Origin of the sequence: Corynebacterium antarcticum, from assembly GCF_016595285.2 — a bacterium.
Lineage (GTDB): Bacteria > Actinomycetota > Actinomycetes > Mycobacteriales > Mycobacteriaceae > Corynebacterium > Corynebacterium antarcticum.
The window spans coordinates 296,348-318,839 of the sequence record NZ_JAENIP020000001.1 but is presented as its reverse complement, the minus strand read 5'-3'; the positions used below and the strand labels follow the sequence as shown (position 1 = coordinate 318,839).

General features: G+C 67.4%; 18 protein-coding genes and 2 pseudogenes. 10 read left to right on the top strand and 10 right to left on the bottom strand.

The genetic code is table 11. The features are described 5' to 3' along the window. Nucleotides 1–2: 2 nt before the first annotated feature. On the top strand, nt 3–2,399 hold the full coding sequence (locus JIM95_RS01405; protein ID WP_200257235.1) for a hypothetical protein: 2,397 nt from the start codon (nt 3–5) through the stop codon (nt 2,397–2,399). Here JIM95_RS01405 and JIM95_RS01400 read toward each other — a convergent pair. Together JIM95_RS01400 and JIM95_RS01395 are read right to left on the bottom strand one after the other, a co-directional pair. Then, complete coding sequence (locus JIM95_RS01400) at nt 2,396–4,936, bottom strand: DEAD/DEAH box helicase (protein WP_200257237.1); 2,541 nt, start codon at nt 4,934–4,936, stop codon at nt 2,396–2,398. The genes JIM95_RS01405 and JIM95_RS01400 overlap by 4 nt on opposite strands. A gap of 50 nt (nt 4,937–4,986) precedes the next feature. Then, complete coding sequence (locus tag JIM95_RS01395) at nt 4,987–5,985, bottom strand: PAC2 family protein (RefSeq protein WP_200257238.1); 999 nt, start codon at nt 5,983–5,985, stop codon at nt 4,987–4,989. A gap of 379 nt (nt 5,986–6,364) precedes the next feature. Between JIM95_RS01395 and JIM95_RS01390 the strand changes: the two genes are divergently transcribed. Continuing rightward, entirely contained in the window at nt 6,365–7,423 is a 1,059-nt protein-coding gene (locus tag JIM95_RS01390; protein ID WP_200257241.1) for a DUF4192 domain-containing protein, read from the top strand. A 65-nt stretch (nt 7,424–7,488) separates the two neighbouring features. Here the strand turns inward: JIM95_RS01390 and JIM95_RS01385 are convergent, their stop codons facing one another. From JIM95_RS01385 to JIM95_RS01365, 5 genes are all read right to left on the bottom strand, one after another. Continuing rightward, on the bottom strand, nt 7,489–8,172 hold the full coding sequence (locus JIM95_RS01385) for a metal-dependent transcriptional regulator (protein WP_200257243.1): 684 nt from the start codon (nt 8,170–8,172) through the stop codon (nt 7,489–7,491). Nucleotides 8,173–8,562: 390 nt separating this feature from the next. Beyond that, nucleotides 8,563–9,552: a sigma-70 family RNA polymerase sigma factor gene (locus tag JIM95_RS01380; RefSeq protein WP_234034463.1), complete on the bottom strand. Its 990-nt coding sequence runs from the start codon at nt 9,550–9,552 to the stop codon at nt 8,563–8,565. 115 nt (nt 9,553–9,667) lie between these two features. After that, a complete protein-coding gene (dtd, locus tag JIM95_RS01375) occupies nt 9,668–10,108 on the bottom strand; it encodes a D-aminoacyl-tRNA deacylase (RefSeq protein ID WP_200257245.1) in 441 nt (146 codons plus the stop codon). A gap of 16 nt (nt 10,109–10,124) precedes the next feature. Further along, nucleotides 10,125–11,735: a DUF7782 domain-containing protein gene (locus JIM95_RS01370; RefSeq protein WP_200257247.1), complete on the bottom strand. Its 1,611-nt coding sequence runs from the start codon at nt 11,733–11,735 to the stop codon at nt 10,125–10,127. A gap of 54 nt (nt 11,736–11,789) precedes the next feature. Next, the gene (locus JIM95_RS01365; RefSeq protein ID WP_200257249.1) at nt 11,790–12,338 is read right to left on the bottom strand and encodes a DUF3099 domain-containing protein; all 549 of its coding nucleotides are present in this window, start codon (nt 12,336–12,338) and stop codon (nt 11,790–11,792) included. A 57-nt stretch (nt 12,339–12,395) separates the two neighbouring features. On the opposite strand from JIM95_RS01365, the gene JIM95_RS01360 reads away from it, so the two are divergent. The 4 genes and pseudogenes from JIM95_RS01360 to JIM95_RS11455 all read left to right on the top strand — a co-directional run bounded on the left by JIM95_RS01360 (nt 12,396) and on the right by JIM95_RS11455 (nt 15,772). Then, nucleotides 12,396–12,635, top strand: coding sequence for a DUF3039 domain-containing protein (locus tag JIM95_RS01360; RefSeq protein ID WP_200257250.1), 240 nt, complete (start codon nt 12,396–12,398; stop codon nt 12,633–12,635). Nucleotides 12,636–12,682: 47 nt separating this feature from the next. Next, nucleotides 12,683–14,090: pseudogene (locus JIM95_RS01355) on the top strand (DEAD/DEAH box helicase); the annotation flags it as partial. 65 nt (nt 14,091–14,155) lie between these two features. Beyond that, nucleotides 14,156–14,341 (top strand): annotated as a pseudogene (locus tag JIM95_RS11545) (ATP-dependent helicase); the annotation flags it as partial. A gap of 87 nt (nt 14,342–14,428) precedes the next feature. Next, nucleotides 14,429–15,772: a DUF418 domain-containing protein gene (locus tag JIM95_RS11455; protein WP_200257254.1), complete on the top strand. Its 1,344-nt coding sequence runs from the start codon at nt 14,429–14,431 to the stop codon at nt 15,770–15,772. A gap of 117 nt (nt 15,773–15,889) precedes the next feature. Here the strand turns inward: JIM95_RS11455 and JIM95_RS01345 are convergent, their stop codons facing one another. Then, the gene (locus JIM95_RS01345; RefSeq protein WP_410170729.1) at nt 15,890–17,551 is read right to left on the bottom strand and encodes an RNA polymerase sigma factor; all 1,662 of its coding nucleotides are present in this window, start codon (nt 17,549–17,551) and stop codon (nt 15,890–15,892) included. 375 nt (nt 17,552–17,926) lie between these two features. Continuing rightward, a complete protein-coding gene (gene ppgK, locus JIM95_RS01340) occupies nt 17,927–18,682 on the bottom strand; it encodes a polyphosphate--glucose phosphotransferase (RefSeq protein ID WP_200257255.1) in 756 nt (251 codons plus the stop codon). A gap of 83 nt (nt 18,683–18,765) precedes the next feature. On the opposite strand from ppgK, the gene JIM95_RS01335 reads away from it, so the two are divergent. Both JIM95_RS01335 and JIM95_RS01330 read left to right on the top strand, forming a co-directional pair. Continuing rightward, complete coding sequence (locus JIM95_RS01335; protein WP_200257256.1) at nt 18,766–19,647, top strand: inositol monophosphatase family protein; 882 nt, start codon at nt 18,766–18,768, stop codon at nt 19,645–19,647. Nucleotides 19,648–19,848: 201 nt separating this feature from the next. Further along, nucleotides 19,849–20,142, top strand: coding sequence for a DUF4193 domain-containing protein (locus JIM95_RS01330; RefSeq protein ID WP_198738065.1), 294 nt, complete (start codon nt 19,849–19,851; stop codon nt 20,140–20,142). A 105-nt stretch (nt 20,143–20,247) separates the two neighbouring features. On the opposite strand, the gene JIM95_RS01325 is transcribed toward JIM95_RS01330, so the two are convergent. Then, nucleotides 20,248–20,763: a DUF3093 domain-containing protein gene (locus tag JIM95_RS01325; protein WP_200257257.1), complete on the bottom strand. Its 516-nt coding sequence runs from the start codon at nt 20,761–20,763 to the stop codon at nt 20,248–20,250. Between the two features lie 105 nt (nt 20,764–20,868). Here JIM95_RS01325 and dut point away from each other — a divergent pair, with 105 nt between their 5' ends. Together dut and JIM95_RS01315 are read left to right on the top strand one after the other, a co-directional pair. Beyond that, nucleotides 20,869–21,315: a dUTP diphosphatase gene (gene dut, locus JIM95_RS01320; RefSeq protein WP_248112996.1), complete on the top strand. Its 447-nt coding sequence runs from the start codon at nt 20,869–20,871 to the stop codon at nt 21,313–21,315. 201 nt (nt 21,316–21,516) lie between these two features. Next, the gene (locus tag JIM95_RS01315; protein WP_200257260.1) at nt 21,517–22,476 is read left to right on the top strand and encodes a DUF3710 domain-containing protein; all 960 of its coding nucleotides are present in this window, start codon (nt 21,517–21,519) and stop codon (nt 22,474–22,476) included. Nucleotides 22,477–22,492: the final 16 nt, after the last annotated feature.

The window sequence follows — 22,492 nt, the reverse complement described above, 5'->3', positions numbered from 1 at the left end:
CCATGCCGCAAACGTCCTCCGACAGCACGACACGAATCTCCCGGAGTGTCACTCCACCGCCGGTCCGGGATCCGGACGACGAATCTCCTGCGGGGTGCAGGGCGCTCTTCTCCTCCGCGCCTGCTCGTGGCGGGGGCAGGATCCCCGAGGACCTGCTCGCCCGTCTCGCCCGCCACCGGGACGCGGAGGTGTCCGTCCTGCGGATAACCGCACTGGTGACCGGTATCTCGCTGCTGCTGCACCTGGTGTCCTCCTACACGACCCGCTCGACGGCCGCCTCCGGAGGTGGTGGCGATGATCCGGTCGTTGTGGCGGCGTTCGCGATCCTGGTGGGCTGCGCCCTGCTCCAGCTGATGGCCTGCTTCTCCGCGAGGGCTTTCGTCTACCGGCTCGCCATGGCGGTCGGGGGAGGAACCTACCTGCTGATGCTGGTCGTCGACGTGACCCTGTTCTTCTCCCGGGGCGAGTCACGGCTGGGGCCCGTGCACCTGGGGGACTACTGCGCGATTCCGGCGGTCATGGTGGCGGCGGCCATCGGCCCCCCGCTGGGGCTCATCCTCGCCGTCGCCATGACCGCGGTGGCAGCGATCACCAACAACCACGCCAGCAGTCCCGTTTCCCAGCTGTTGTCCGTCGGGCACGGCCTGATCGTTCCCCTGCCCTTCTTCATCGCCTTCACCATGGGGCTCAGCGCGGCCCGGCGTCTGGATGCCCGGATCAGCCGCGCGCACCGGGAGATCCTGTGCGAGATCCGTTCCCGGGAACTGCGGGAGACCGAGGCACGGTTTCTCGCTCACATCCATGACACCGTTCTCACACTCCTGCGTGCGGTGGCGTCCGGTGGCATTCCCCCGGACAAGGATCTCATCCTGTCCCATCTGACCCCGTCAGAGGTACCGACCCCGGACACCTGGATACCGGTGGCTGATGCAGTACGGATGGTGCGAGAGGTTGTTGCGGACGCTGCCCCGGGAACGAGGATCATCGTGACCGGAAAACCGGCTCCCTCCGGAGTGGGACCACCGGGGCAGGTGGTCACGGCCTTCTGTGGTGCGGTCGGCGAAGCCGCCCTGAACTCGATCCGCCACGCGCGGACCGATGACCGGCGCTGCGTGATCAGCTGGACGGGAAGCGGTGAGATCACCGGGTTCCGGGTGCAGTTCACCGACGGCGGCATCGGTTTCGATCCCGCTTCTGTTCCGGAGAACCGCGCCGGCGTCAGGGTGTCCATCACCGGGCGTGTCGCCGCGACCCCCGGATGCTCCGTCGACGTCCGTTCCAGGCCCGGATCGGGTACCCGGGTCACGCTCAGCTGGCGGCGCCCGGCGGACGCGGGGAACCGGGAGGACGCCGCTCTACCGTCCCTGTACCGGTTGACCGGCATGCACATCACCCACAGTCCGTGGTTCGCCCTCGCGGCCGTCACGGTACTCACCGGTGTCTCACTCGTCGACGAGGACTGCACACATGGCCTGGCGTGGGGTATCGGAATAGCCGCGCTGGCCGCATCGGTGTTCGCGGTGACCTCCGGGACGACCGAGAGACTGGGGCGCCGACCCACCGCCGTCGTCGTCGTCTCCGTCGTGCTGATGATCGTGGCGGGCGCACTGACCGGCACCATGTCGACCGACGCGTGGCCGGCCGGATGGTGGATGTACGCCACGCAGGTTTCACTGCCGCTGTTGGCGATCAGGTGTCGTACCGTGGTGGCACTGGCCACGACCTTCGTCTGCGCCGCCCTCGTCCGTGTCCTGATGCTGGTGGGTGTCGACGTGCAGGGAGCGGACACGGGGATCCTCATGTTCGCGGCCACGACCATCACCGGGGCGTTGGTGCCGTTGCTCGTCCGGCGGGCGACCGCGGGGTTCCCGGTCGCGGTCGAGGCGACCCGGATCCGGAGCGCGGAACTCTCCCGGGTCACCACCCGGACCAGCTTCCTCGGGGAGAGCTGCGGATGGGTCGGTGACCTCGTCCGCGCCGTCCTGGACGATGCACGCCCGGAGACCGACAGGCGGAGGGACGCGAAGCTCCTCGAGCTACGGCTGCGGGACGCGATCAGATCTCCGCTGCTCGATCGTCCGCGGATGAACAGGGCCGTCTGGGAGGCCAGAGCGAGGGGGGTACGGGTCGTACTCCTCGACGAGCGGTCCGAGTCGTCCGCTCTCCGGGGCGTCTCCGGTGGGAACCCGGATCCGGCGTCCGTCGCGCTCACGGGGGTTCGATCGGCTGCGGCCGGCATCATCGACGCCGCCGTGGACGGACAGGTCACGGTCCGGCTGCTGCCGGAGGGGAGGACGAATCTCGCGACGGTGGTCTCGGAGGTCCGCGGCGAGGTCCACTACGCCACGTTCGACCACGAGGGGCGCGCCGCAACACGCCACATGCGGTCGGATGACTAGTTGTGCTCGAGGGTGAGCTCTGCGAAGCGGACCTCGCCGGCGGTGTCCGAGGCATCCAGGTCGACGGTCGCGACAAAGGCGAACGCGTTGTCGCCCTCGGGATCCTTGAGGATCTGCCGGACCTTCCACAACCGACCCTCCTGCGCCAACCGGAAGAACTCGGGTCCACGGGCCGCGGGACCGGTGTCCATGTCCGCGTACTCCTCGAAGTAGGCGTCCATGCCCGCCCCGAAGTCCGGCGGGACGTCGAGATACTCCGTGAACTCCGCGAGCTGATCCTCCTTCTCGAGGGCGAACAGCTCCACCAGCCGGAACATGGCGTTGCGAACCATGATCGTGAAGGCCCGACGGTTCGCGGTGAGTGCCGTCGGGTCCTCGACACCGTAGGCCAGCTCCCGCTCGAGGGTCTCCTTCGACACCGGGGCATCCGGGTCGGCCATCTGCGCCCACTCGTCGACGAGTGACGAATCGACCTGCCGGATCATCTCGCCGAGCCAGACGATGATGTCCTCCAGCTCCTCCGGTGTGTGCTCCGGTGGAACGGACTGCCGGAGTGTGCGCCACGCATCCGTCAGGTAGCGCAGTACGACACCTTCGCTCCGGGCGAGACCGTAGGTGGCGATCACGTCGGAGAAGGTCATGCCGTGCTCGATCATGTCGCGGACCACCGACTTCGGGCGCAGCTCGAACTCCCTGACCCAGGGGTGGCCCTCCGCATAGGACTCGTAGCCCGCCTCGAGCAGGTCCTCGAGAGGTTTGGGCCACGTGATGTCCTCGACGATCGCCATCCGCTCCGTGTAGTCCACGCCCTCGGATTTCAGGGCCGCGATCTCCTCACCGCGTTCGGCGCGCTGCTGTGCCACCAGAAGCTGGCGGGGATTGTCGAGGATCGCCTCGAAGACACTGATGATATCGAGGACGTAGGTGTCGGATTCGGGGTCGAGCAGGTCGAGTGCGGCCAGAGCGAACGGGGCCAACGGCTGGTTGAGCGCGAAGTCCCGCTGGAGATCCTCGGTCAGGTGCCAGTGACGCCCGGTGGCATCCGGCCCGTCGGGTACCCGCTCGACGATTCCCGCGGACACCAGACCGCGGAACAGCTCGATCGCGGTCAGGATGTCCCTGTTCTGTTTCCGGCGGGTGTCGTGGTTGTCCCGCAGCAGGTGGCGCATGTGCGCGAATCCGTCGCCCGGGCGTGCGATGACGTTGAGCAGCATCGAGGTGGAGATCCGGAACTGACTGCTCAGCGCCTCCGGCTCCGCGGTGGTCAGACGCTGGTACGTCTTCTCCGTCCAGCTCACCTCACCCGGACGGGCCGCCTTCTTGCGCAGTTTCTTGAGCTTCCTGGGGTCGCTCCCGGCACGCTCGCGGAGGCGGTAGTTCTCTATCTCGTGTTCCGGGGCCTCGACGACGACGTGGCCGACCGTGTCGTATCCGGCGCGCCCCGCACGCCCGGCGATCTGGTGGAACTCCCGGGACTTGATCATCCGCTGGTTCGTCCCGTCGAACTTCGACAGTCCGGTGAGCAGGACGGTCCGGATCGGGACGTTGATTCCCACTCCCAGGGTGTCGGTCCCGCAGATCACCTTGAGGAGACCTGTCTGTGAGAGCTTCTCCACGAGACGCCGGTACTTCGGCAGCATCCCGGCGTGGTGGACGCCGATGCCTCTGCGGAGCAGCTTCGACAGCGTGCGTCCGAACGTTGTGGTGAAACGGAAGTCACCGATCTCGGCGACGATCCGCTCCTTGGTCTCCTTGTCGATGATGGACATCGACGTCAGGGCCTGCGCACGCTCGATGGCCTCGCGCTGGGCGAAATGGACGACGTAGACGGGCGCCTTGTTCTCCTCGATGAGTGCCTCGATGGTCTCGTGGACCGGCGTGTACACATAGGAGAAATCCAGTGGGACGGGGCGTTCGCTGCCCGACACGAGTTCGGTGTCCCGGCCGGTACGTCGGCTCAGGTCCTCCTCCAGCCAGGTGGTGTCGCCGAGTGTCGCGGACATCAGGAGAAACTGGGCGCGGGGAAGCTCGAGCAGCGGCACCTGCCACGCCCAGCCTCGGTCCGGCTCCGAGTAGTAGTGGAATTCGTCCATGACCACCTGGTCGATGTCGGCGTCGGCGCCGTCACGCAGCGCGATGTTGGCGACGATCTCCGCCGTCGCACAGATGATCGGGGCGCCGCCGTTGACGGTGGCGTCGCCGGTCATCATGCCCACGGACTCGGGGCCGAAGATGTCGCAGAGGGCGAAGAACTTCTCGCTCACCAGTGCCTTGATCGGCGCGGTGTAGAAGGTCCGTTGTCCCCGGGCGAGGGCGATGAAGTGCGCGGCTGTCGCCACCAGGGATTTACCGGAGCCGGTGGGCGTGGCCAGGATGACGTTGTTACCGGCCAGGATCCCGAGCGCTGCCTCCTCCTGCGCCGGATACAGCTGTATCCCCTTCTCCCTGGTCCATCCGGTGAAGGAATCCCAGACGCAGTCGTCTATGAGGGAGTCGGGGACATCGGTCAGGTCGGGGAGAATCTGGGTCAGGGTCACGTTCCCCAGCGTAACCGGCGGGCCCGGACCGACGCCATCTGCTGCACCGGTCAGGGATGCTGATCGTCGGGGCCCGGTGCCGGACCGCCGTCGTCGCCGGGGGAATCCGCTTCTCCGTCCCCGGGATCTCCCCGGTCGTCGACGGAGGCGAGGAACCTCTCGAACTCCTCGGCGAGGGCATCCGGGTCGGTGGCCTCCGTCTCACCGGGGAGGAGCGCCTCGGGATTGTCCTCCCGGTAGGACTCGAGTTCCTCGTCGTAGCTCTGCTCGAGGGAACGGACCATGGCCGCGATCTCCCCGGAATCGTCGACCTGGTCGCGGAGCAGGGTCATCATCTTCGCGGAGTCCCGTTCGAGGCTCCCCAGCGGGAGGGACAGGGAACCGGCGGTCTCGACCGCGCGCAGGAGTTTCAGCGTCGCCTCGGGGTAGTTGGAGGCGGCGATGTAGTGGGGGACGTGCGCGGTGAATCCCGCGACCGAGCGTCCCCTGGACCCCAGCGTGTACTCGAGTTGGAGGGACGCAGACCCGGGCAACGACATGTTGCTGTTGACCCGGAAGTGCCTGCGGGTGATCTCATCGGAGGTGCCGTGTGCGGTGACGAGAAGCGGCCTGGTGTGCGGAACCGTCATCGGCGCGGAGTAGAGGCAGATCGTCCGACTGACGTTGAACCGCTCGGAGAGATCGATGACTGCGTCGGTGAATGCGTTCCACCGCATGTCGGGTTCTGGACCGGCGAGCAGCAGGAACGGATGTCCCGCCGAATCCCGCATCGCGTAGAGGCCGAGGGTGAGATCGTCCATGTCGACGACCTCGTGATCGGTGATCCGGACGGCGGGACGGCGCGAACGGTAGTCGATCAGTTCGTCGTTGTTGAATGCCGCGACGGGACTGTTCTCCAGGGAACTGAGGAGGTGGCTCGCCGAGGAATCGACGGCGTGGCCCGCGTCCGCGTAGCCCTGGAGCGCGACCACGAGGGTGGTGCCGTTCTTGGGTTTCATCTCGGGCGCGGGGTACTCCAGCTCATACATGCGGCGACTGTTGTCCTGCATGTGCGTTCCTCCTTCGTCCGTCTGTTGCGCTCGCTCTCCGGCTCCGGGGACCGGTCTCCACCGCCGGGTACCGCCGGGGGCACCCATATCCGTCAACACGGACCGGAGGGTGAATATTCCGGGTGGAATTACCCCTCTGTCGTTCGGTCCGGGCCGTCGTGATGCCGGTGCTGGGGCCGGTGGTCGTCCCCGCGCCGGGAACCGGTGCCGGGGATCAACCGGATGATGGAGGCTGACCCACAAGGATACACCGTTGAACTCATCATCTGCCACGATCATCGCCACCACCCGTGGAAGAGCCGCCGGTCGGCTCCGTGGTGTGCCCTGCGGGGACCGGTGCCGAAACCCCGGTCCCGTGTCCTGGGCCACGGTGTGAGCCATGACGGAAACCCTCTCTCTTCCCGCCGATCTGATCGCGAGCATTCCCGCGTTCCTGGGCTTCTACCCGGCCGACTCTCTGGTGATGGTGGCTCTCGACCCCGGCCACACGGGTTCGGGGCGATCCCGGATCGGGCCCGTCACCCGGGCGGATCTCTCCGACGGAGACGCGGTCGCGGACACTCTCGGTGTCCTCGCCGATGTCGGTGTCACGGCCGCATTCGCGTTCTTCGTCGGCGAAGGTCGGGCCGGGGAGGTACCCCACAGCGGCACCGCGGCCGCGCTGCACCTGGGAGCGGCCGATCGGGGTATCCGCCTCCTCGGTGCATGGTGGGTGCCGCGGGTCATCTCGGGGGCTCCCTACCGGATCCTCACCGACACCTCCGGAGAGGACCCGGGTTCGACGGTGCACGGTGAGGGGGATCCGTGGCGGTGCGGTGTCATCCCGGACATCGCCACCGCGGCGGCGATGCGTGAGCTGGTGTCGTCCGGAGGGATGCTGCCCGAGCTCACCAGGCGGGAAGCCCTGGACTTCTTCGCGCGGAGCTCCTCCGATCTCCAGGAGGACATGGTCCGGCGCATCACGGAGAGCACCGGATCACCGGGACCGGAGGTCGTGGAACGACTGTGCCCGGGTGCGGGTGAGAGCGTTCCCGGGGGTCATCCGGACAGCTGCGTGTCGCGCCTGGTCGGGGAGAGTCGGCGTCTGCTGGAGTCCGGGGGAAACCCGGCGTCCGATCCCGCTCTTCTCTCCGGTGCCGCGGGACTCGTGGCGCACAGCCGGATCAGGGACCTGATTCTGGGGTGCGCGGTGGACCCGGCGGATGCGGAGCCGTTGGCCGTTCTGATGCTCGCCGTGGCGCGGACGTTCAGCGGGGAGATCCGGTGCAATGCACTGTGCGTCTACGCGGTCGCGTTGATCGCCCGAGGCCGGACCGCCCGGGTCTGGCCCGCCCTGAGGAGTTCCTACGACGAGAACCCGGACCACCGGCTGACCGGGTTGCTGCTCTCCGCGTACGGGCGCGGCCGCCTCGATCTCATACTCGAATGCTGCCGGTGAACCGCCGGCGGGCCCGCGACAGGGGGAGTGGTCAACCCAACAACCCAACCGACGGTCCGGCGGAGTCAGCTGAGGCGTTCCAGGCGGACGGCGTGGGCGAGGTCCTGGTCGACGGTGACGCTGTTGCCGTTCCGGCTGAGGGTGACGGCTCCGTCGACGTTGGTGACCTCGACCTCGGCACCGATGGTCATGCCGGCGTCGATGAGGGCCTTCAGCTGCGCCACATCGACCTGGAGGATCTCGTTGTACTGCAGGACACGGCACCGCAGGTTCTCTTCGTGGGGGAGATCGACGGCGCGCTCCCCGAACTTCACCTGTTCCGCGTCCTCGACCCCGAGCTCGGCGAGACCGGGGATCGGGTTCCCGAACGGGCTCGAGCAGATGTCGTCGAGGACCTCGACGAGACGTTGCTCGACCTCGACGCTCATGACGTGTTCCCAACGGCACGCCTCTGCGTGCACCTTGAGGATGTCGAGCCCGATCTTGTCGGCGAGCAGACGCTCCGCGAGCCGGTGCTTCCGCATGACGGCGATGGCCGTCGACCGGCCGGTGTCGGTCATCTTGAGACTCCGGTCGGAGGCGACGTGGACCAGACCGTCACGTTCCATGCGCGCCACCGTCTGGCTGACCGTGGGACCCGACTGTTCGAGACGCTCCGCGATGCGGGCACGCAGCGGGACGACGCCTTCCTCCTCCAACTCGTAGATGGTGCGGAGATACATCTCGGTGGTGTCGACCAGATCCTTCACGGGGATAACGCCTTTCCTCAGTTTTTGTGCGCTCGATAAATATGGGTGTGTTCGCGTTCACTTCGTCGAGCACCGGTAATCCGGCGGGCCGGCCACACCCGGAGTGCCCCGGACGTCCACTACCGCCGCATAGGGAGCAACGGGGGAAGAGCTGATCTTGTTCCCGTCGAGCGCCGGGTTCACCCCCGCTCCACCCCGGGTGTACCGGGTTCGCCGGGGGCCGGGACGGAAAGAACGGGGTCTCTCCCGGTACAGAGTGGGGAAACGGAGGTGGTTGAGCCCCTGATTCCCGGAATGTGGCCGTTACCGAACAAGCGTACCGTTTCAGCGACCGGAGCGGTTCAAACACGCGGAGAATCGATGGTGGCGGGACACGACACGTCGCGGAAATCAGTTCGCGTAGGCACGGAGCTTGTCCGCGCGTTCACCGTCGCGGAGTTTGCTCATCACCTCGCGTTCGATCTGGCGGACCCGCTCCCGGGACAGGCCGAAGCGCCGACCGATCTGGTCGAGGGTGCGCGGTACACCGTCATCGAGTCCGTAGCGGAGTCGGATGACCTCCTGCTCGCGGACCTCGAGGGAAGCGAGCACGGCGCGCACGTCCGAGTGCCTGAGGGAGGCGACCACAGCGGCCTCCGCATCCGTTGCGTCGGAGTCCTCGATGAAATCCCCGAGCGGAGCCTCCTCGTCGGCCCCCACCGGCATGTCCAGGCTCACCGGATCCCGGGACTGGCGCAGCAGCATCTCGATCTTCGACTCGTCGATACCGCTCTCCTCGGCGAGTTCCTCGTTCGTGGCCTCACGACCGAGGCTCTGATACAGCTCCCGCTTGATCCGGGAGAGCTTGTTGACCTGTTCGACCAGATGAACGGGGAGGCGGATGGTACGCGACTGGTCCGCCATGCCGCGTGTGATGGCCTGGCGGATCCACCAGGTGGCGTAGGTGGAGAACTTGAAACCCTTGGTGTAGTCGAACTTCTCCATCGCGCGGATCAGTCCGAGGTTGCCCTCCTGGATGAGGTCGAGCAGGGGCATTCCCCGGCCCGTGTAGCGCTTCGCAAGGCTGACCACCAGACGCAGGTTCGCCTCCAGCAGATGAGAGCGGGCCTGTTTTCCCTGCTTCGACAGGACCTTCAGGTCCCGTTTCATCGCCCGGGTCAGCTTCTTGTCGGGATCCGCGAGGAGGTGGTCGGCGTACAGGCCGATCTCGATCGTCTGGGCCAGATGAACCTCGTCCTCAGCGGTGAGCAGTGCCGTCTTGCCGATACCGTTCAGGTAGACGCGGACCAGATCGGCTGACGGATTGTCATTGGTCTGGCCCCGGCGTGACCCCCGGTCCGGCTCCTCGACTTCGATGCCCTGCTGGGACGTGGTCGTCATACTGGCCTCCTGCTTTCATCGGGTTGTCACACCGTTAAACGGGCGATGCGACGGGAAAGTTCCCGGGGCGGTACCGTCATCCATCTTCGCAGGTCGACTGCGGAGACCGCCGGTTTCAGCAGTCGACGAGAACGGTGAATGGCCCCTCGTTGACCGAGGAGACCCGCATCATCGCCCCGAACCGGCCCTCGGCGACGCTGATCCCGCGGGCGCGGAGGCCTTCCGCGACGGCGGCGATCACCGGCTCGGCCTCGCCACCGGGAGCGGCGTCGGACCAGCTCGGCCGGCGCCCCTTCGCCGTGCGCCCCTGGAGCGTGAACTGGCTGACGAGGAGGACCGGAGCGCCGACCGACTCCACGGATTGCTCATCCGGCAGGATCCGCAGCTCGGCGATCTTGCGCACCATGGTCTCCACCCGGGAGGGATCCTCGCCGTCGCCGCGGGCCACACCGACGAGAGCGAGCAGTCCGCAGGTGTCCGGGCAGTTGATCTCACCCACCACCTCATCGTCGACGGCGACGCTGGCACGGGAAACTCGGGTCAGAACAGCTTTCAAGGAATCCTCCTTCGAACTACCGGGGCACCTCGTGTGCCCCGTCGTCGCTGACGGTGATGTCCGCGGGCAACACGATACCGTGACGGATGAGATCCACGACCGCGGTGGTGGCCTCGGGCAGGACCCCGGTGGGATCCAACCCCCGTGCGGCGCAGTAGAGCTCCACCGTTTCCGCGAGGCTGAGGCCCTCCGGGTGGAGCCCGGAGAGGATCGCCAGCAGGTGTCCGTCGATGTCGTGGGTGAACCGTGGCCCCTCGGTCCGGCTGACGCGGAGGGCCGCCGGGCGGAAACCCTGACCCTCTTCGTCGTCGGTGGTGCGGACATCCTCCACGGCGACCCCGGGACGCACCAGGAACCGGGCGTCCGCCACCTCTTCGGCTGTCCTGCCCCGGAGCCACGCGGAGCGGGTGAAGAACTCGGCCACCTCGTCGCCCAGTCCTGAGGTGTCGTTGCTCCGGAAGTCCTCCGCGGTGACCTCGGAGGGGAGGTCGTCGTCGATCCGCTGGAGGGCGACGAACCCGAACCCGACGCCGGTCACGCCGTTGTCCGCGAAGTGGTCCAGCCACTCGACCGTCCTCCGCGCTCCTTCCGGGGACCGGGGATCGACGGAGCCGTCCCGCAGCCAGGTGCCGACGTACAGCTCCGGATCCGCGACATCCCGCTGGAGTACCCACGCGGCCACGCCGGTGTCCGGGATCCATGACGCCACGCGCTGGGTCCAGGAGCTCTCAGTGGTGTGCACCCACGAGGCCAGCAGGTGGGCTGTACCACCGGGTTTCAGGTGTTCCACAGCGCCTGACACGACGAGCTGACTCGCGGCATCCAGATCCAGACCGGAGTCCCGGTAGACGAATCCGCCACCGGGGCTGACCACGAACGGCGGGTTCGCGATGATCCGGTCGAAACGCATCCCGGACACCGGTTCGAACCACGACCCACGGCGCAGATCCACCATCGCCACACCGCCGCCGCTGGACTCGGTGCGGCTCACCCGCCGTCCCTCCCGGGTCACCGGAACCCCGGTGCCCGCGAGAGTCGCCTCCGCGAAATCGAGGGCACGACCGTGGATGTCGGTGGCGGTCATCCGCTGCGCGCAGTTCAGCTGCCCGAGCAACTGGATCCCGCACCCCGTTCCGAGGTCGAGAACGCTGTCCACCGGTGTGGTCGGTGTCGCCTGCAGGAGAGAGAGTGACGCCGCGCCGACACCCGGGACGTGGTCCGGACCGGGGGCCCGGTCGCTCACCGCCGGATCCGGGTCCGCGAATACCCACCGGTCGGCGCCGTCGATCGACCGGGGGCGGACGTCCACGGCGATCCGGACCCCGCCGGTCCCGGCTTCATGCTCCAGGACCCCGGCGTCATCGAGGAGGCCGACCGTTCTCGTGCCGAGAAGCTCGGTGAGTTCCCGGAGCCCGGTCGGCCGCCGGAGCAGGAACACCCGGATGAGTTCGGCCCGACCGGGGTCGCCGGGGCCGTCCGTCGCCCGCAGCACCGCGGCGGATTCGCCGCGGAACAGGGCCGCGGTCGTGGCAGCGCCCAACTGGGCCGAGACGCCGCTCTCGGTGAAACCATGTTCGCCGAAGACCCGGACGAGGTGGGGCACAGCTGCGGAAAGGGCGTCGGGCAAGGGAAACTCCTCGGAAGAACGGTGGGTTGCCTCCGCCGGGACTGCTCCGGCGGGTCAGTCGTGATCGATGACGGGTCCACCGGGGTCCGCGGACCCGGAGGGTGTCGTTCCGTCGTCGTCGGCATCCAGGATGGTGGGCCCCAGTTCGGGGGTTCTGTCGGTCTGCAGTATATGTTGGGCGTTCCGTTCGCGGATCACGGCCGGTTTGTAGACCTGTTTCACCCTGGGATCCCGGGGTTCACCGGCGCCGTTGCCGATGACGACCGCTATCCACGGCAGCGGGACCGAGATGACGAAGAGAATCGCCGAGATCCAGGTGTTCTCCCACCAGACCCAGGTCGCAGCACTCGCGAGGAGAAACGGGATCCGGGAACCCTGCAGGATCGCGTACTTTCTGCGTCTCGCGTTCAGGTTGTCCAGCGGGGTCTGGCGGGCGTCGGTGATGAGCTCGACCCGGCCGCGCCGGGGGAGCAACCGGCGCAGTCCCCGGCGCCGCGCGGGCGCCGATGCCGCGGCGGTGACACTGTCCCGGGAGGATCGGTCGGCGGACGTGTGACCACCGGAATCACCTCCGGGCTCGTCATCGCTCCGTTGCTGCACCATGATCCCACGATAACCCTGTTGTGCCCGGGGAGCCGGGATTGGGGCATGATGGGTTCCGTGAACACCACGACGAAAACCATTGAACGTCCCGATGTCCGGGAAGACACGACGACGTCCGACGACACCCCGAAGTTCTTCCACTACGTCAAGAAGAACAAGATCGTCGAGTCGGCCGTCTCCGGCCGCATGGTGGTTGCGCTGTGCGGAGAGATCTTTCCCGTGACCAAGCAGGCCAAGCCCGGATCGCCGGTATGCCCCGACTGTGAGCGTGTCTACCGGTCCCTGCGCAAGAAGTGAGCGGCGGCAGACTACGCGCCTGGCAGCGCGCGGCGCTGGACAAGTACATGTCCGCCCAGCCGAAGGACTTCCTCGCCGTCGCGACCCCGGGCGCAGGCAAGACGACCTTCGCGCTGCGGCTCGCCACCGAACTCGTGGGGAACAGGACCGTCGACCGGGTCATCGTGGTCGTGCCGACCGAGCACCTCAAGGTGCAATGGTCCCAGGCGGCCGCGCGGGTGGGGCTCTCGCTGGATCCGCACTTCACCAACACAGCCGGGGTGGTCAATCCCGAGTACCACGGCATCGTGGTCACCTACGCGCAGGTGGCGATGCACCCGTACAAGCACCGCGCCGTCGCGACGGCGCACAGGTCCCTGGTGATCCTCGACGAGATCCACCACGGTGGTGACGCGAAGAGCTGGGGCGACGGTATCCGGGAAGCCTACGACGACGCCGAACGCCGGCTCGCGCTGACCGGAACCCCGTTCCGTTCGGATGATGCGGCGATCCCGTTCGTCCGGTACACCGACGACGGGGAGGGCTACCTCAAGTCCCGCGCCGACCACACCTACGGGTACGCCGACGCGCTCGCCGACGGAGTGGTGCGTCCGGTCGTGTTCCTCGCCTATTCCGGTGAGGCCCGCTGGCGTACCTCGGCGGGGGAGGAGTTCGCCGCGCGGCTCGGGGAACCACTCAACGCCGAGCAGACCGCCCGTGCCTGGAAGACCGCCCTCGACCCCAGGGGTGACTGGATTCCGGCGGTCCTCCGTGGTGCGCACACGCGGTTGATGCAGCTGCGTGAGCGGATGCCGGATGCCGGTGGGCTGGTCATCGCCACGGATAAGACCACGGCACGGGCCTACGCGAAGATCCTCGGGACCATGTCCTCGACCCCCGTTACGGTTGTGCTCTCCGACGAGATCGGGGCGTCGCAGCGGATCGAGGACTTCTCCAACTCGACCGACGAGTGGATGGTCGCGGTCCGGATGGTCTCGGAGGGCGTCGACGTGCCGCGTCTCGCAGTCGGCGTCTACGCCACCTCCGCATCGACCCCGCTGTTCTTCGCACAGGCCATCGGGCGGTTCGTGCGTTCCCGGATGCCCGGGGAGACTGCGTCGGTGTTCCTGCCGTCGGTCCCCGTTCTCCTGGACCTCGCCTCCCGGCTGGAGACCCAGCGGGACCACGTTCTCGGGAAACCGGACCGGGTGAAGGAGGGCTGGGACGACGAGCTTCTCGCCGAGGCGAACAGGGAGAAGAATGAGCCGGACGACACGAAGTCCTACGAGTCGATCGGCGCGGAGGCGGAACTCGATTCGCTGATCTACGACGGCTCGACCTACGGAACCGGCACGATCGCCGGTTCCGCCGAAGAAGCCGACTACCTCGGTCTTCCCGGGCTGCTCGATGCGGAGCAGATGCGCCAGCTGCTGAAGCAGCGCCAGGCTGAACAGGTGGAGGCACGCGCCGGGGAACACCGCCACGAGCAGGAGATGAAGGCCGTCCAGTGGAACCAGTCGGCGGAGGAGACGAAATCCACGGCGTCGGACGAGATTCCCCGGCTGCGTAAAGAACTGAACACGCTGGTGTCCATCACGTCCGGCAGGACCGGGCGCCCGCACGGAGCCATCCACAACGAGGTCCGGCAGAACTGCGGCGGCCCGCCGACCGCACTGTGCACGGCGGAACAGCTTCGTGACCGGATCGCCTACCTGCGGGACTGGTGAGAAGTCCGCGCCACCGGGGTGCGTGGAACGGGCGTAGGCTCGGCACCTCGTGAGAACAACGTCCCCGACATCCCTACCAGGAGAACAGTGAGCACATCCCCCTCGCACAGACCGCCGGAGAAGTCCGGAGATGACTCACACAGCGCGACCGGCGCATCAACGGTGCCCCCGCGGGCACGGCTCGTGAGCCCGGACCTCGCCCGGGGACTCATGCTCCTCGGGATCGCGATCGCGAACATCACCAGTACCTGGCTGGCCCCGGTCGGCGACGAACCCGATCTGGCGTCGGCGGCGGGTGGAATCGCGGACGGCAGCCTCTACGACCGTCTCGCCGTGGTGTTCGGGGCACTGTTCATCCACGTCCGCGGTATCGCGATGTTCTCCACGCTCCTCGGCTACGGATTCGGGCTCCTCGCCCTCAGTCTGTGGCGTCGGGGTTTCCCGGTCAATGGGGCGCGGTCGGTCCTCGCCCGGCGCTACGGTTTCCTCGCCGCGTTCGGTGCCGTGCACATGCTGGTGCTCTACTACGGCGACATCATGACCTTCTACGGGCTGACGGGTGTGATCCTCGCCTTCCTCATCCCTCTCAGGGACCGGACGATGCTGATCATCGCCGCGGTGCTCCAGGCGATCGCGCTGCTGTTCCTTATCCCGATGATCATGTTCAGCTCGGAATTCGACATGCACGGATCGTTGGACTTCGGCAGCTACGGTGAATACGTCGCATTCGGTGGGATGACCCTCATCGGCTCCCTGTTCATGTTTCCCGTGGAGGCCGCCACGGTCGCGCCCGTGATCATCGTCGGGTTCGTCGCCGCGAGAAAGGGCGTTCTCACGCATCCGGAGAGGCATCTTCGGGTGTTGTGGACCGCTGTCGGGGTCGCGGTCGCCGTCATGGTCCTCGTCGGGCTTCCGTGGGGCCTGTCGATGGCGGGTTGGGCTCCGGCCGGCTGGGCGCCACGACTGGGGTCGATCAACATGATCGTCGGGATGTTCACCGGTCCCGGACTCGTCGCGGCGATCGCCCTGGGCACCCTGCCCCTCCAGAGGATGATCGATGCCGCGCGTGCATCGGGGGAGGAGTATCGACCGGGCTTCTGCACGAGGGCACTGATCGCCCTCGGGCGGCGGTCGATGACCGGCTACGTCCTCCAGTCGGTGCTGTGCGTGGTATTCCTCTCCTCCTTCGGGCTCCATCTGGTCGCCCCGGGCAGCGCTGCCGCGGGAACCACGGCAGGAATCGTCGTCTGGCTCGTGACGGTGGTGATCGCCGTGGTACTCGAACGTCTCGGTCGTCCCGGCCCGCTGGAGTGGCTGCACCGCAGGCTCGCCTACGGGAGAGCCGGGCTCCCACGGCGTTGGAGCCCGCCGGTGTCCGGCCGTGCCCCGATCGTCGACGACCGGGGAGAGTCGGGCGAGGTCGAGCGCTGAACCCTTCCCCGTGGAACCCGGTCAGGGGAGGAGGGCGCCGACACAACGGCCCGGGTCCGCGATACCTGTGATCGCGGACCCGGGCCGTGTCGACGGGTGCTCGGGCGGAGTGCCGGTCTAGTCGAGGTAGTCCCGCAGAACCTGGGACCGTGACGGGTGGCGGAGTTTCGACATCGTCTTGGACTCGATCTGCCGGATCCGCTCGCGGGTCACGCCGTACACCTGACCGATCTCGTCGAGGGTCCGGGGCATACCGTCGGTCAGGCCGAAGCGCAGTTTGACCACGCCCGCCTCACGTTCGGACAGCGTCTGCAGGACATCCTGCAGCTGGTCCTGGAGCAGGGTGAAACTCACGGCGTCGACCGCGACGACAGCCTCGGAATCCTCGATGAAGTCGCCCAGCTGGCTGTCGCCCTCGTCCCCGATCGTCTGGTCGAGCGAGATGGGTTCGCGAGCGTACTGCTGGATCTCGAGAACCTTGTCCTCCGAGATGTCCATCTCCTTCGCGAGCTCCTCCGGGGTGGGCTCACGGCCCAGGTCCTGGAGCAACTCACGCTGGATACGACCGAGCTTGTTGATGACCTCGACCATGTGGACCGGAATGCGGATCGTCCGCGCCTGGTCCGCCATCGCGCGGGTGATCGCCTGGCGGATCCACCAGGTGGCGTAGGTGGAGAACTTGTAGCCCTTGGTGTAGTCGAACTTCTCGACCGCGCGGATCAGACCGAGGTTGCCTTCCTGGATCAGGTCGAGGAAGGCCATGCCTCGTCCGGTGTAGCGCTTGGCCAGGCTGACCACGAGGCGGAGGTTCGCCTCCAGCAGGTGGTTCTTCGCCTTCCTGCCGTCGCGGGCGATCGCGCGGAGATCCCGTTTGACGGCGGGGGTGAGCTTCGCGTCCTTGTCGCCGGCGGCGAACGCCTCCTGCATCTGCTCGATACGGTAGGTGGCGTAGAGTCCCGCCTCGATCCGCTTCGCGAGGGAGACCTCCTGCTCGGCGTTGAGCAGGGCGACCTTACCGATCTGCTTGAGATATGCGCGGACCGAGTCGGCGGACGCCGTCAGCTCCGCGTCCTTGCGGGCCTGACGGAGTGCCGCTGATTCATCCTCGTCCCAGACGGACGAACCGTCCTCGTCATCGTCGTCGTCGGTATCGACGACATCGTCGGCGTCGGTGTCCTCGTTGTCCTCGTCCGCGGGGAGATCGGCTGCCGTGAAGTCGTCGTCCTCGTCAGAGGGATCGGTGGTGATGAACACCTCATCCGCGTCGTCCGGAGGTGTACCCGGGTCCGAGCCGGACTTCTTCGTCGCAGCTTTCCCGGTGGTCTTCTTCGCCGCCGATTTCTTGGCCGGGGCCTTGCGGGCCGTCTTCTTCGCCGTCTTCTTGGCCGGGGCCTTGCGGGCGGTCTTCCTCGTACTTTTCGCGGGTGCGGTCTTCTCCCCGTCGTCGGCGGCATCGGCGGTGGAGTCGGTGCCGGTCGTGGCCGGGGAAGTGGTCTTCTTCGGTGCGGCTTTCCGGGTGGTCTTCCGTGCCGTTTTCCTGGCGGTCTTCTTCGCCGGGGTGGTGGAGGCGGTTTCCTGGGCTTCCCCGGCGTCGTCGTTCCCGGAGGTGGACGCCGCTGACGCCGCCCGGGCGGTCCGGGGGGCGGCCTTCCTGGCCGATGCCTTGCGTGCGGTCTTCCGGGCTGTCTTCTTTGCCGTCTTGCGTGCTGCGGGTGTGTCCGAGGAGGGGATGTCGGTGTCCTCCGGTCGGGCCAGGTCTGAAGAATCAGTGGCTGCCACGTGCGCCCTTTCGCCTTGAGATCGTGTTCTGTGTCCGGTGCCGGATGATCATCCGGAGCTGGGTTCCGTCGGGAGGTCAGCTCCGGAACGGCGGACCGCGGAACAATGGGTTCCACGGGCGCCCGCGCCGGTCACATGGGTGAATCAGGTGACCTCACTGTGCTCCCACCCGAAACAGCGGGCTGTACTACCACCGGTTGGGAGCCGGTTTCCTGGTCGGGTTGGACGGGTACAGTGAGACGAAGTTAATTCACGGTCAACTCGCCAGTATAGATCAACTGAGGGGTGTACGCCGCCGACGGTACACCCGCGACCACGACGCCCGCCGTCCGGAACCTGGTTCCGGACGGCGGGATGGACCGGGCCGCACGAGCGCTACGGGGTGAGGTCGCGGTCCACGGCCATCGCCGCCCCGACGATTCCGGCCCGGTTCCGCAGCTCCGCCGGGACGACCCGGGTGGAGCAGTCCAGTTTCGGTACCCACTTGTGGGCCTTCCGGGAGATTCCGCCGCCCACTATGAAGAGTGACGGCCAGAACAACCGCTCGAATTCCCTCAGTACCGGCGAGACGCGCTCGCGGGCCCACTGTCCGTAACCGAGGTCCTCCCGCTCCTTGACCGCGGAGGACGCGAGGTGCTCGACCTCGACTCCGTCGATCAGCAGGTGCCCGAGCTCGGTGTTCGGGAACAGTTCCCCGTCCATCAGGAACGCACTGCCGATACCGGTCCCGAAGGTCAGCAGGATCACCGATCCCGTCCGGGCCTCGGGATTGCCGAAGGAGACCTCGGCGAGACCCGCGGCGTCCGCGTCATTGAGGACACTGATGCGGCGGCGACCGAGAGTTTCGTGGAATAGGGCGTTGACATCGGTGTCGACCCAGGACGGGTCGATGTTGGCTGCGGTCAGGGCCCGCTGATCCCTGATGACGGAGGGAAGCGTTATCCCGACCGGGCCATCCCAGTCAGCGAGACGAACGATCTCCTCCACTGTCGCGGCGACGGCCTCGGGCGTCGCGGGTTTGGGCGTGGGTATCTTGATCCGGTCGTCGATGAACTCGCCGGTGTCCAGGTCGACCCGGGCACCCTTGATACCTGAGCCGCCGACGTCTATTCCAAAACCGATGTTCGTCATGGCGCCATTGTACAAAGCCGACCGGTCGTGCCCTCCGGATCCTCCGTTGTGACGTCCGGCGTCCCCGGCGGCACAATGGAACCATGACTGAAACCAACGCTTCCGCAGACGGACAGACACAGCGCAGCACGGACCCGGAGATTCTCCGGGACCTGGCCGTGGACTGGGCCCGTCAGGCCCACCGGCTCATCGTCGACGAACTCTCCCGGATCGACGACCTCAGTGCGTCCGTCACGCTCAAATCCTCGGAGGTCGACCCTGTCACCGTGGTGGACCGGGCCGTCGAGGAGCTGGTGACGGGCCTCATCGCCGAAGAACGGCCGGGGGACGGTCTCATCGGTGAAGAGGGCGCGCACCGTGTATCCTCGACCTCCGTCGACTGGGTGGTCGACCCCATCGACGGCACGGTCAACTTCCTCTACGGCGTGCCGATGTACGCGGTGTCGATCGCCGCGGCCGTCGACGGGACGCCCGTGGCCGGTGTCATCCTGAATGCGGCGACCGGTGAGCTCTACTCCGCGGCCACCGGTCACGGTTCGTTCCTCACCACCGGTGACGGCCGGACCCGGCGACTCCGGTGCAACGGGATCAGTGAGACGAACCTGGCTCTCGTCGCCACCGGCTTCTCCTACGATTCCGGACTACGCGGGAAGCAGGCGGAGATGCTCACCCGGATGCTCCCCCGGGTGCGGGACATCCGGCGGATGGGCAGCGCCGCACTCGATCTCTGCCAGCTTGCAGCCGGTCGGGTGGACGCCTACTACGAGCACGCGCTCAACGGATGGGACTTCGCGGCGGGAACCGTGATCGCCCGAGAGGCGGGTGCCCGCGTCGAGGCCCCTGCACTCGGGTCCAGGTCGGCGGACGGAGAACTGATCTGGGCGGCGGCGGGCCCCCTGGCGGACGACTTCGGCGCACTCCTCGGGCGCTGCGGGGTCACGGGGACGGTCCGGCGCGCGGAGTGACGACCCCGCACCCCGTCGGGATCGGGTAGGGGCTCCGCTTCCGTGCCCGTGAACTGCTGAAACCCTGTCGTGGACGGCTGAATATGACAAGGGCGGTTTTAGGGCTTAATATGCGCGTCGACATGCAATACGACCGCGGGTCAGGTCCCGCTGCCTGATCTGCCCCGCCCGACCCCATTGTGAGACAAAGGAGCCGACATCATGGCTACCGATTACGACGCCCCGAGGCTGCGGCCCGACGATGACATCGAGACAGATTCCCTCGAGGGGCTGAAGGCCTCCGAGAGCGCACAGACGGTTCTCGACGATGACGGAGAGATCGTTGAGCCCTTCGAACTGCCCGCCATGGATCTCTCGGGCGAGGAACTCAACATCCAGGTCGTTCCCCGCCGGGCGGACGAGTTCACCTGCGGCAGTTGTTTCCTCGTGCAACGACAGAACCGGCTCTCCCACGTCGAGGACAACGGCGACGAGATCTGCCTCGACTGCGCCTGATTCCCGACATCGGTCGGAGTGCCGCCCAACGACAGAGGGCCCGGACGATCACGTCCGGGCCCTCTGTCGTTGGGGACGGTGCGCGGTGGACCTGGGGGACCTGACTCAGGCGGCGGGTTGGTGGCCGTGGTCACCCGGCAGGAGCGCGGCGATCAACGCCTCCGGGTCCCTGGACCCGATGAGCCAGTACGGAGTCGGATCCTCCGGATCATCGAGAACGAACATCGCCATCTCGGGGACCCATCCGTGGGAGACGACGAATGCCGCCGGGTCGAGCTGTCTTCCCATCGCGTTTCTCTTCGCGGACGCGGGGACGGCCAACGTCCGGGAGATCGCGTCGTCGGGCAGTACCGCATCACCGGCGTGCAGCCAACGAACGCCCTCCTCGTCCTGTTCGACCGAGATGACGGTCCCCGACAGCGAGAGCAGTACCCAGATCGCCGTTCCCGTCAGAACGATCCCGGGGGCCCACAGCCAGATCTCGGATCGGTTGTGGGCCAGCTGGCCGGTGAGGAGTGCGACGATCAGGGCACCGAAGATCCACCACGACCACGGCACCCACTGCCGCTCGCGGTAGACGACCCTGGTGGCGTTCGATACGGATTCACTCACGCGGGCCATTCTACTGCACCCGGTGGGCCGGTCGGGCCGGGTGCCGGGCGCGAGTGACCGCCGCATGTTGCGTAGTGTTGGGGTGTGACTGATACGACCCACGCCGCCCCGACCATCCGTTTCCTCAAGCTCGACCCGAGCGCCGTCAGCCCCCGTCGCGCGCACCGGGGCGATGCGGGGGTGGATCTCGCCGCGCTGCGGCGGACCGTCATCGAACCAGGTGAACGTGCGTTGGTCGGTACCGGGCTGGCGCTGGCGCTTCCCCTCGGTTTCGTGGGCCTCATCCATCCCCGGAGCGGTCTGGCGCTGCGCCGCGGACTGTCGATCGTCAACACCCCCGGAACGATCGACGCCGACTACAGGGGTGAGATCAAGGTCTGTCTGATAAATCTCGATCCGCGTGAGGCGATCACGATCGAGCCAGGCGACCGTATCGCGCAACTGCTGATCCAACGCGTGGAGCTCTGCGATTTCGTCGAGACGGACACGCTGGATGAAACGGTGCGGGGTGCATCCGGGTACGGTTCCACCGGTGTCGGGGAAATCCCCGGAGACCACTAGGGGGTCAAGGGCCATCCCGCCCGACGACGGACACCTCTCCGGTGGCTGCATAATGGAACCGGTACCGTTGGCCCGGGCGCGACCGCGACACCGTCCGGTCGGCAGACCGGAACACGACGACAAACAACTAGACCCGTGACCGATCCAGCGTGCCACCGGCACCGGAACTCGGGAGACACGGGGAAGGAGACTGAAAAGCACATGGCGCTATTCGGATTCGGAAAGAAGAAGGAACACCGGGACGATCCCTCGGACGGAGAGCTCAGGGACACCACCGTGCCCCGGGAGGATTCCGCCGGTGACGGCGGGGCCCCGGCGGAGCAGCCGGCCGACTCCCCGGAGCCTGCCGGCGCCGATCCCGACGGTCCGGACCCGCTCCACGATGCGGTCACCGGCGAGGTCGGACCGTTCGACGGCGACTCCGTCGACATCCGGCAGTTCGACTTCTCCGATTTCGCCGATGGTGTGCTCAATCTCGGTTCGCTCGGGGTTCCGCTGCCACGTGGTTCCGAGGTGCAGGTGGAGATGGGGCCGAACGGCCCGCGGATGCTGCACATCATCACGGCGCACGGCCGGATCACCCCGGTGGCTTTCGCGGCTCCCCGGTCAGCCGGTCAGTGGAGGGAATCCACCAGGGAGATCGCCGAGGGGATGCGGAAGGACGGTCTCACGGTTCACATCGAGCACGGCCCCTGGGGCCGTGAGGTGGTCGGGGCCGCAGGAGAGGCGGCAATCCGGATCATCGGCGTCGACGGGCCCAGGTGGATGCTCCGGATGACCCTCGCGGCACCCACCGGATCGGCCGACGAGTTGGCTCAGTTGGGGAGGGACGTCACCGCACGGACATTCGTCTACCGCGGTGACGGGCCGATGCCCGCCGGGCAGTCGCTCCCCGTCGCGCTTCCGGAGACGCTGGCCAAGCAGGTCACCCAGGCGATGCAGGAGCGACTGAAGAAGGCGCAGGAGACCGGAAAGATGGACACCCGCGATCTCCGGGCGCGCACCGCCACCCCGGCGGAGGCCGCGCAGCAGCAGGCCGCCGAGGCCGCAGCGTCCGGGGAACAGCGTGACGACGTCGCCGGTCAGCCAGCGGCGGATACGTTCCCGGATCGAGGAGCTGAGGCATCGGCGATGCAGCAGATCCGGAAGTCGGGGCGCTAGTGTCCGTCGACGGCGA

Bases quoted from the DNA above. Each gene is read 5' to 3' on its own strand.
- JIM95_RS01405 (WP_200257235.1), top strand. From the start codon at position 3: ATGCCGCAAACGTCCTCCGACAGCACGACACGAATCTCCCGGAGTGTC.
- JIM95_RS01395 (WP_200257238.1), bottom strand. From the start codon at position 5,985: ATGCAGGACAACAGTCGCCGCATGTATGAGCTGGAGTACCCCGCGCCC.
- JIM95_RS01390 (WP_200257241.1), top strand. From the start codon at position 6,365: ATGACGGAAACCCTCTCTCTTCCCGCCGATCTGATCGCGAGCATTCCC.
- JIM95_RS01380 (WP_234034463.1), bottom strand. From the start codon at position 9,552: ATGACGACCACGTCCCAGCAGGGCATCGAAGTCGAGGAGCCGGACCGG.
- JIM95_RS01365 (WP_200257249.1), bottom strand. From the start codon at position 12,338: ATGGTGCAGCAACGGAGCGATGACGAGCCCGGAGGTGATTCCGGTGGT.
- ppgK (WP_200257255.1), bottom strand. From the start codon at position 18,682: ATGACGAACATCGGTTTTGGAATAGACGTCGGCGGCTCAGGTATCAAG.
- JIM95_RS01335 (WP_200257256.1), top strand. From the start codon at position 18,766: ATGACTGAAACCAACGCTTCCGCAGACGGACAGACACAGCGCAGCACG.
- JIM95_RS01330 (WP_198738065.1), top strand. From the start codon at position 19,849: ATGGCTACCGATTACGACGCCCCGAGGCTGCGGCCCGACGATGACATC.
- JIM95_RS01325 (WP_200257257.1), bottom strand. From the start codon at position 20,763: ATGGCCCGCGTGAGTGAATCCGTATCGAACGCCACCAGGGTCGTCTAC.
- JIM95_RS01315 (WP_200257260.1), top strand. From the start codon at position 21,517: ATGGCGCTATTCGGATTCGGAAAGAAGAAGGAACACCGGGACGATCCC.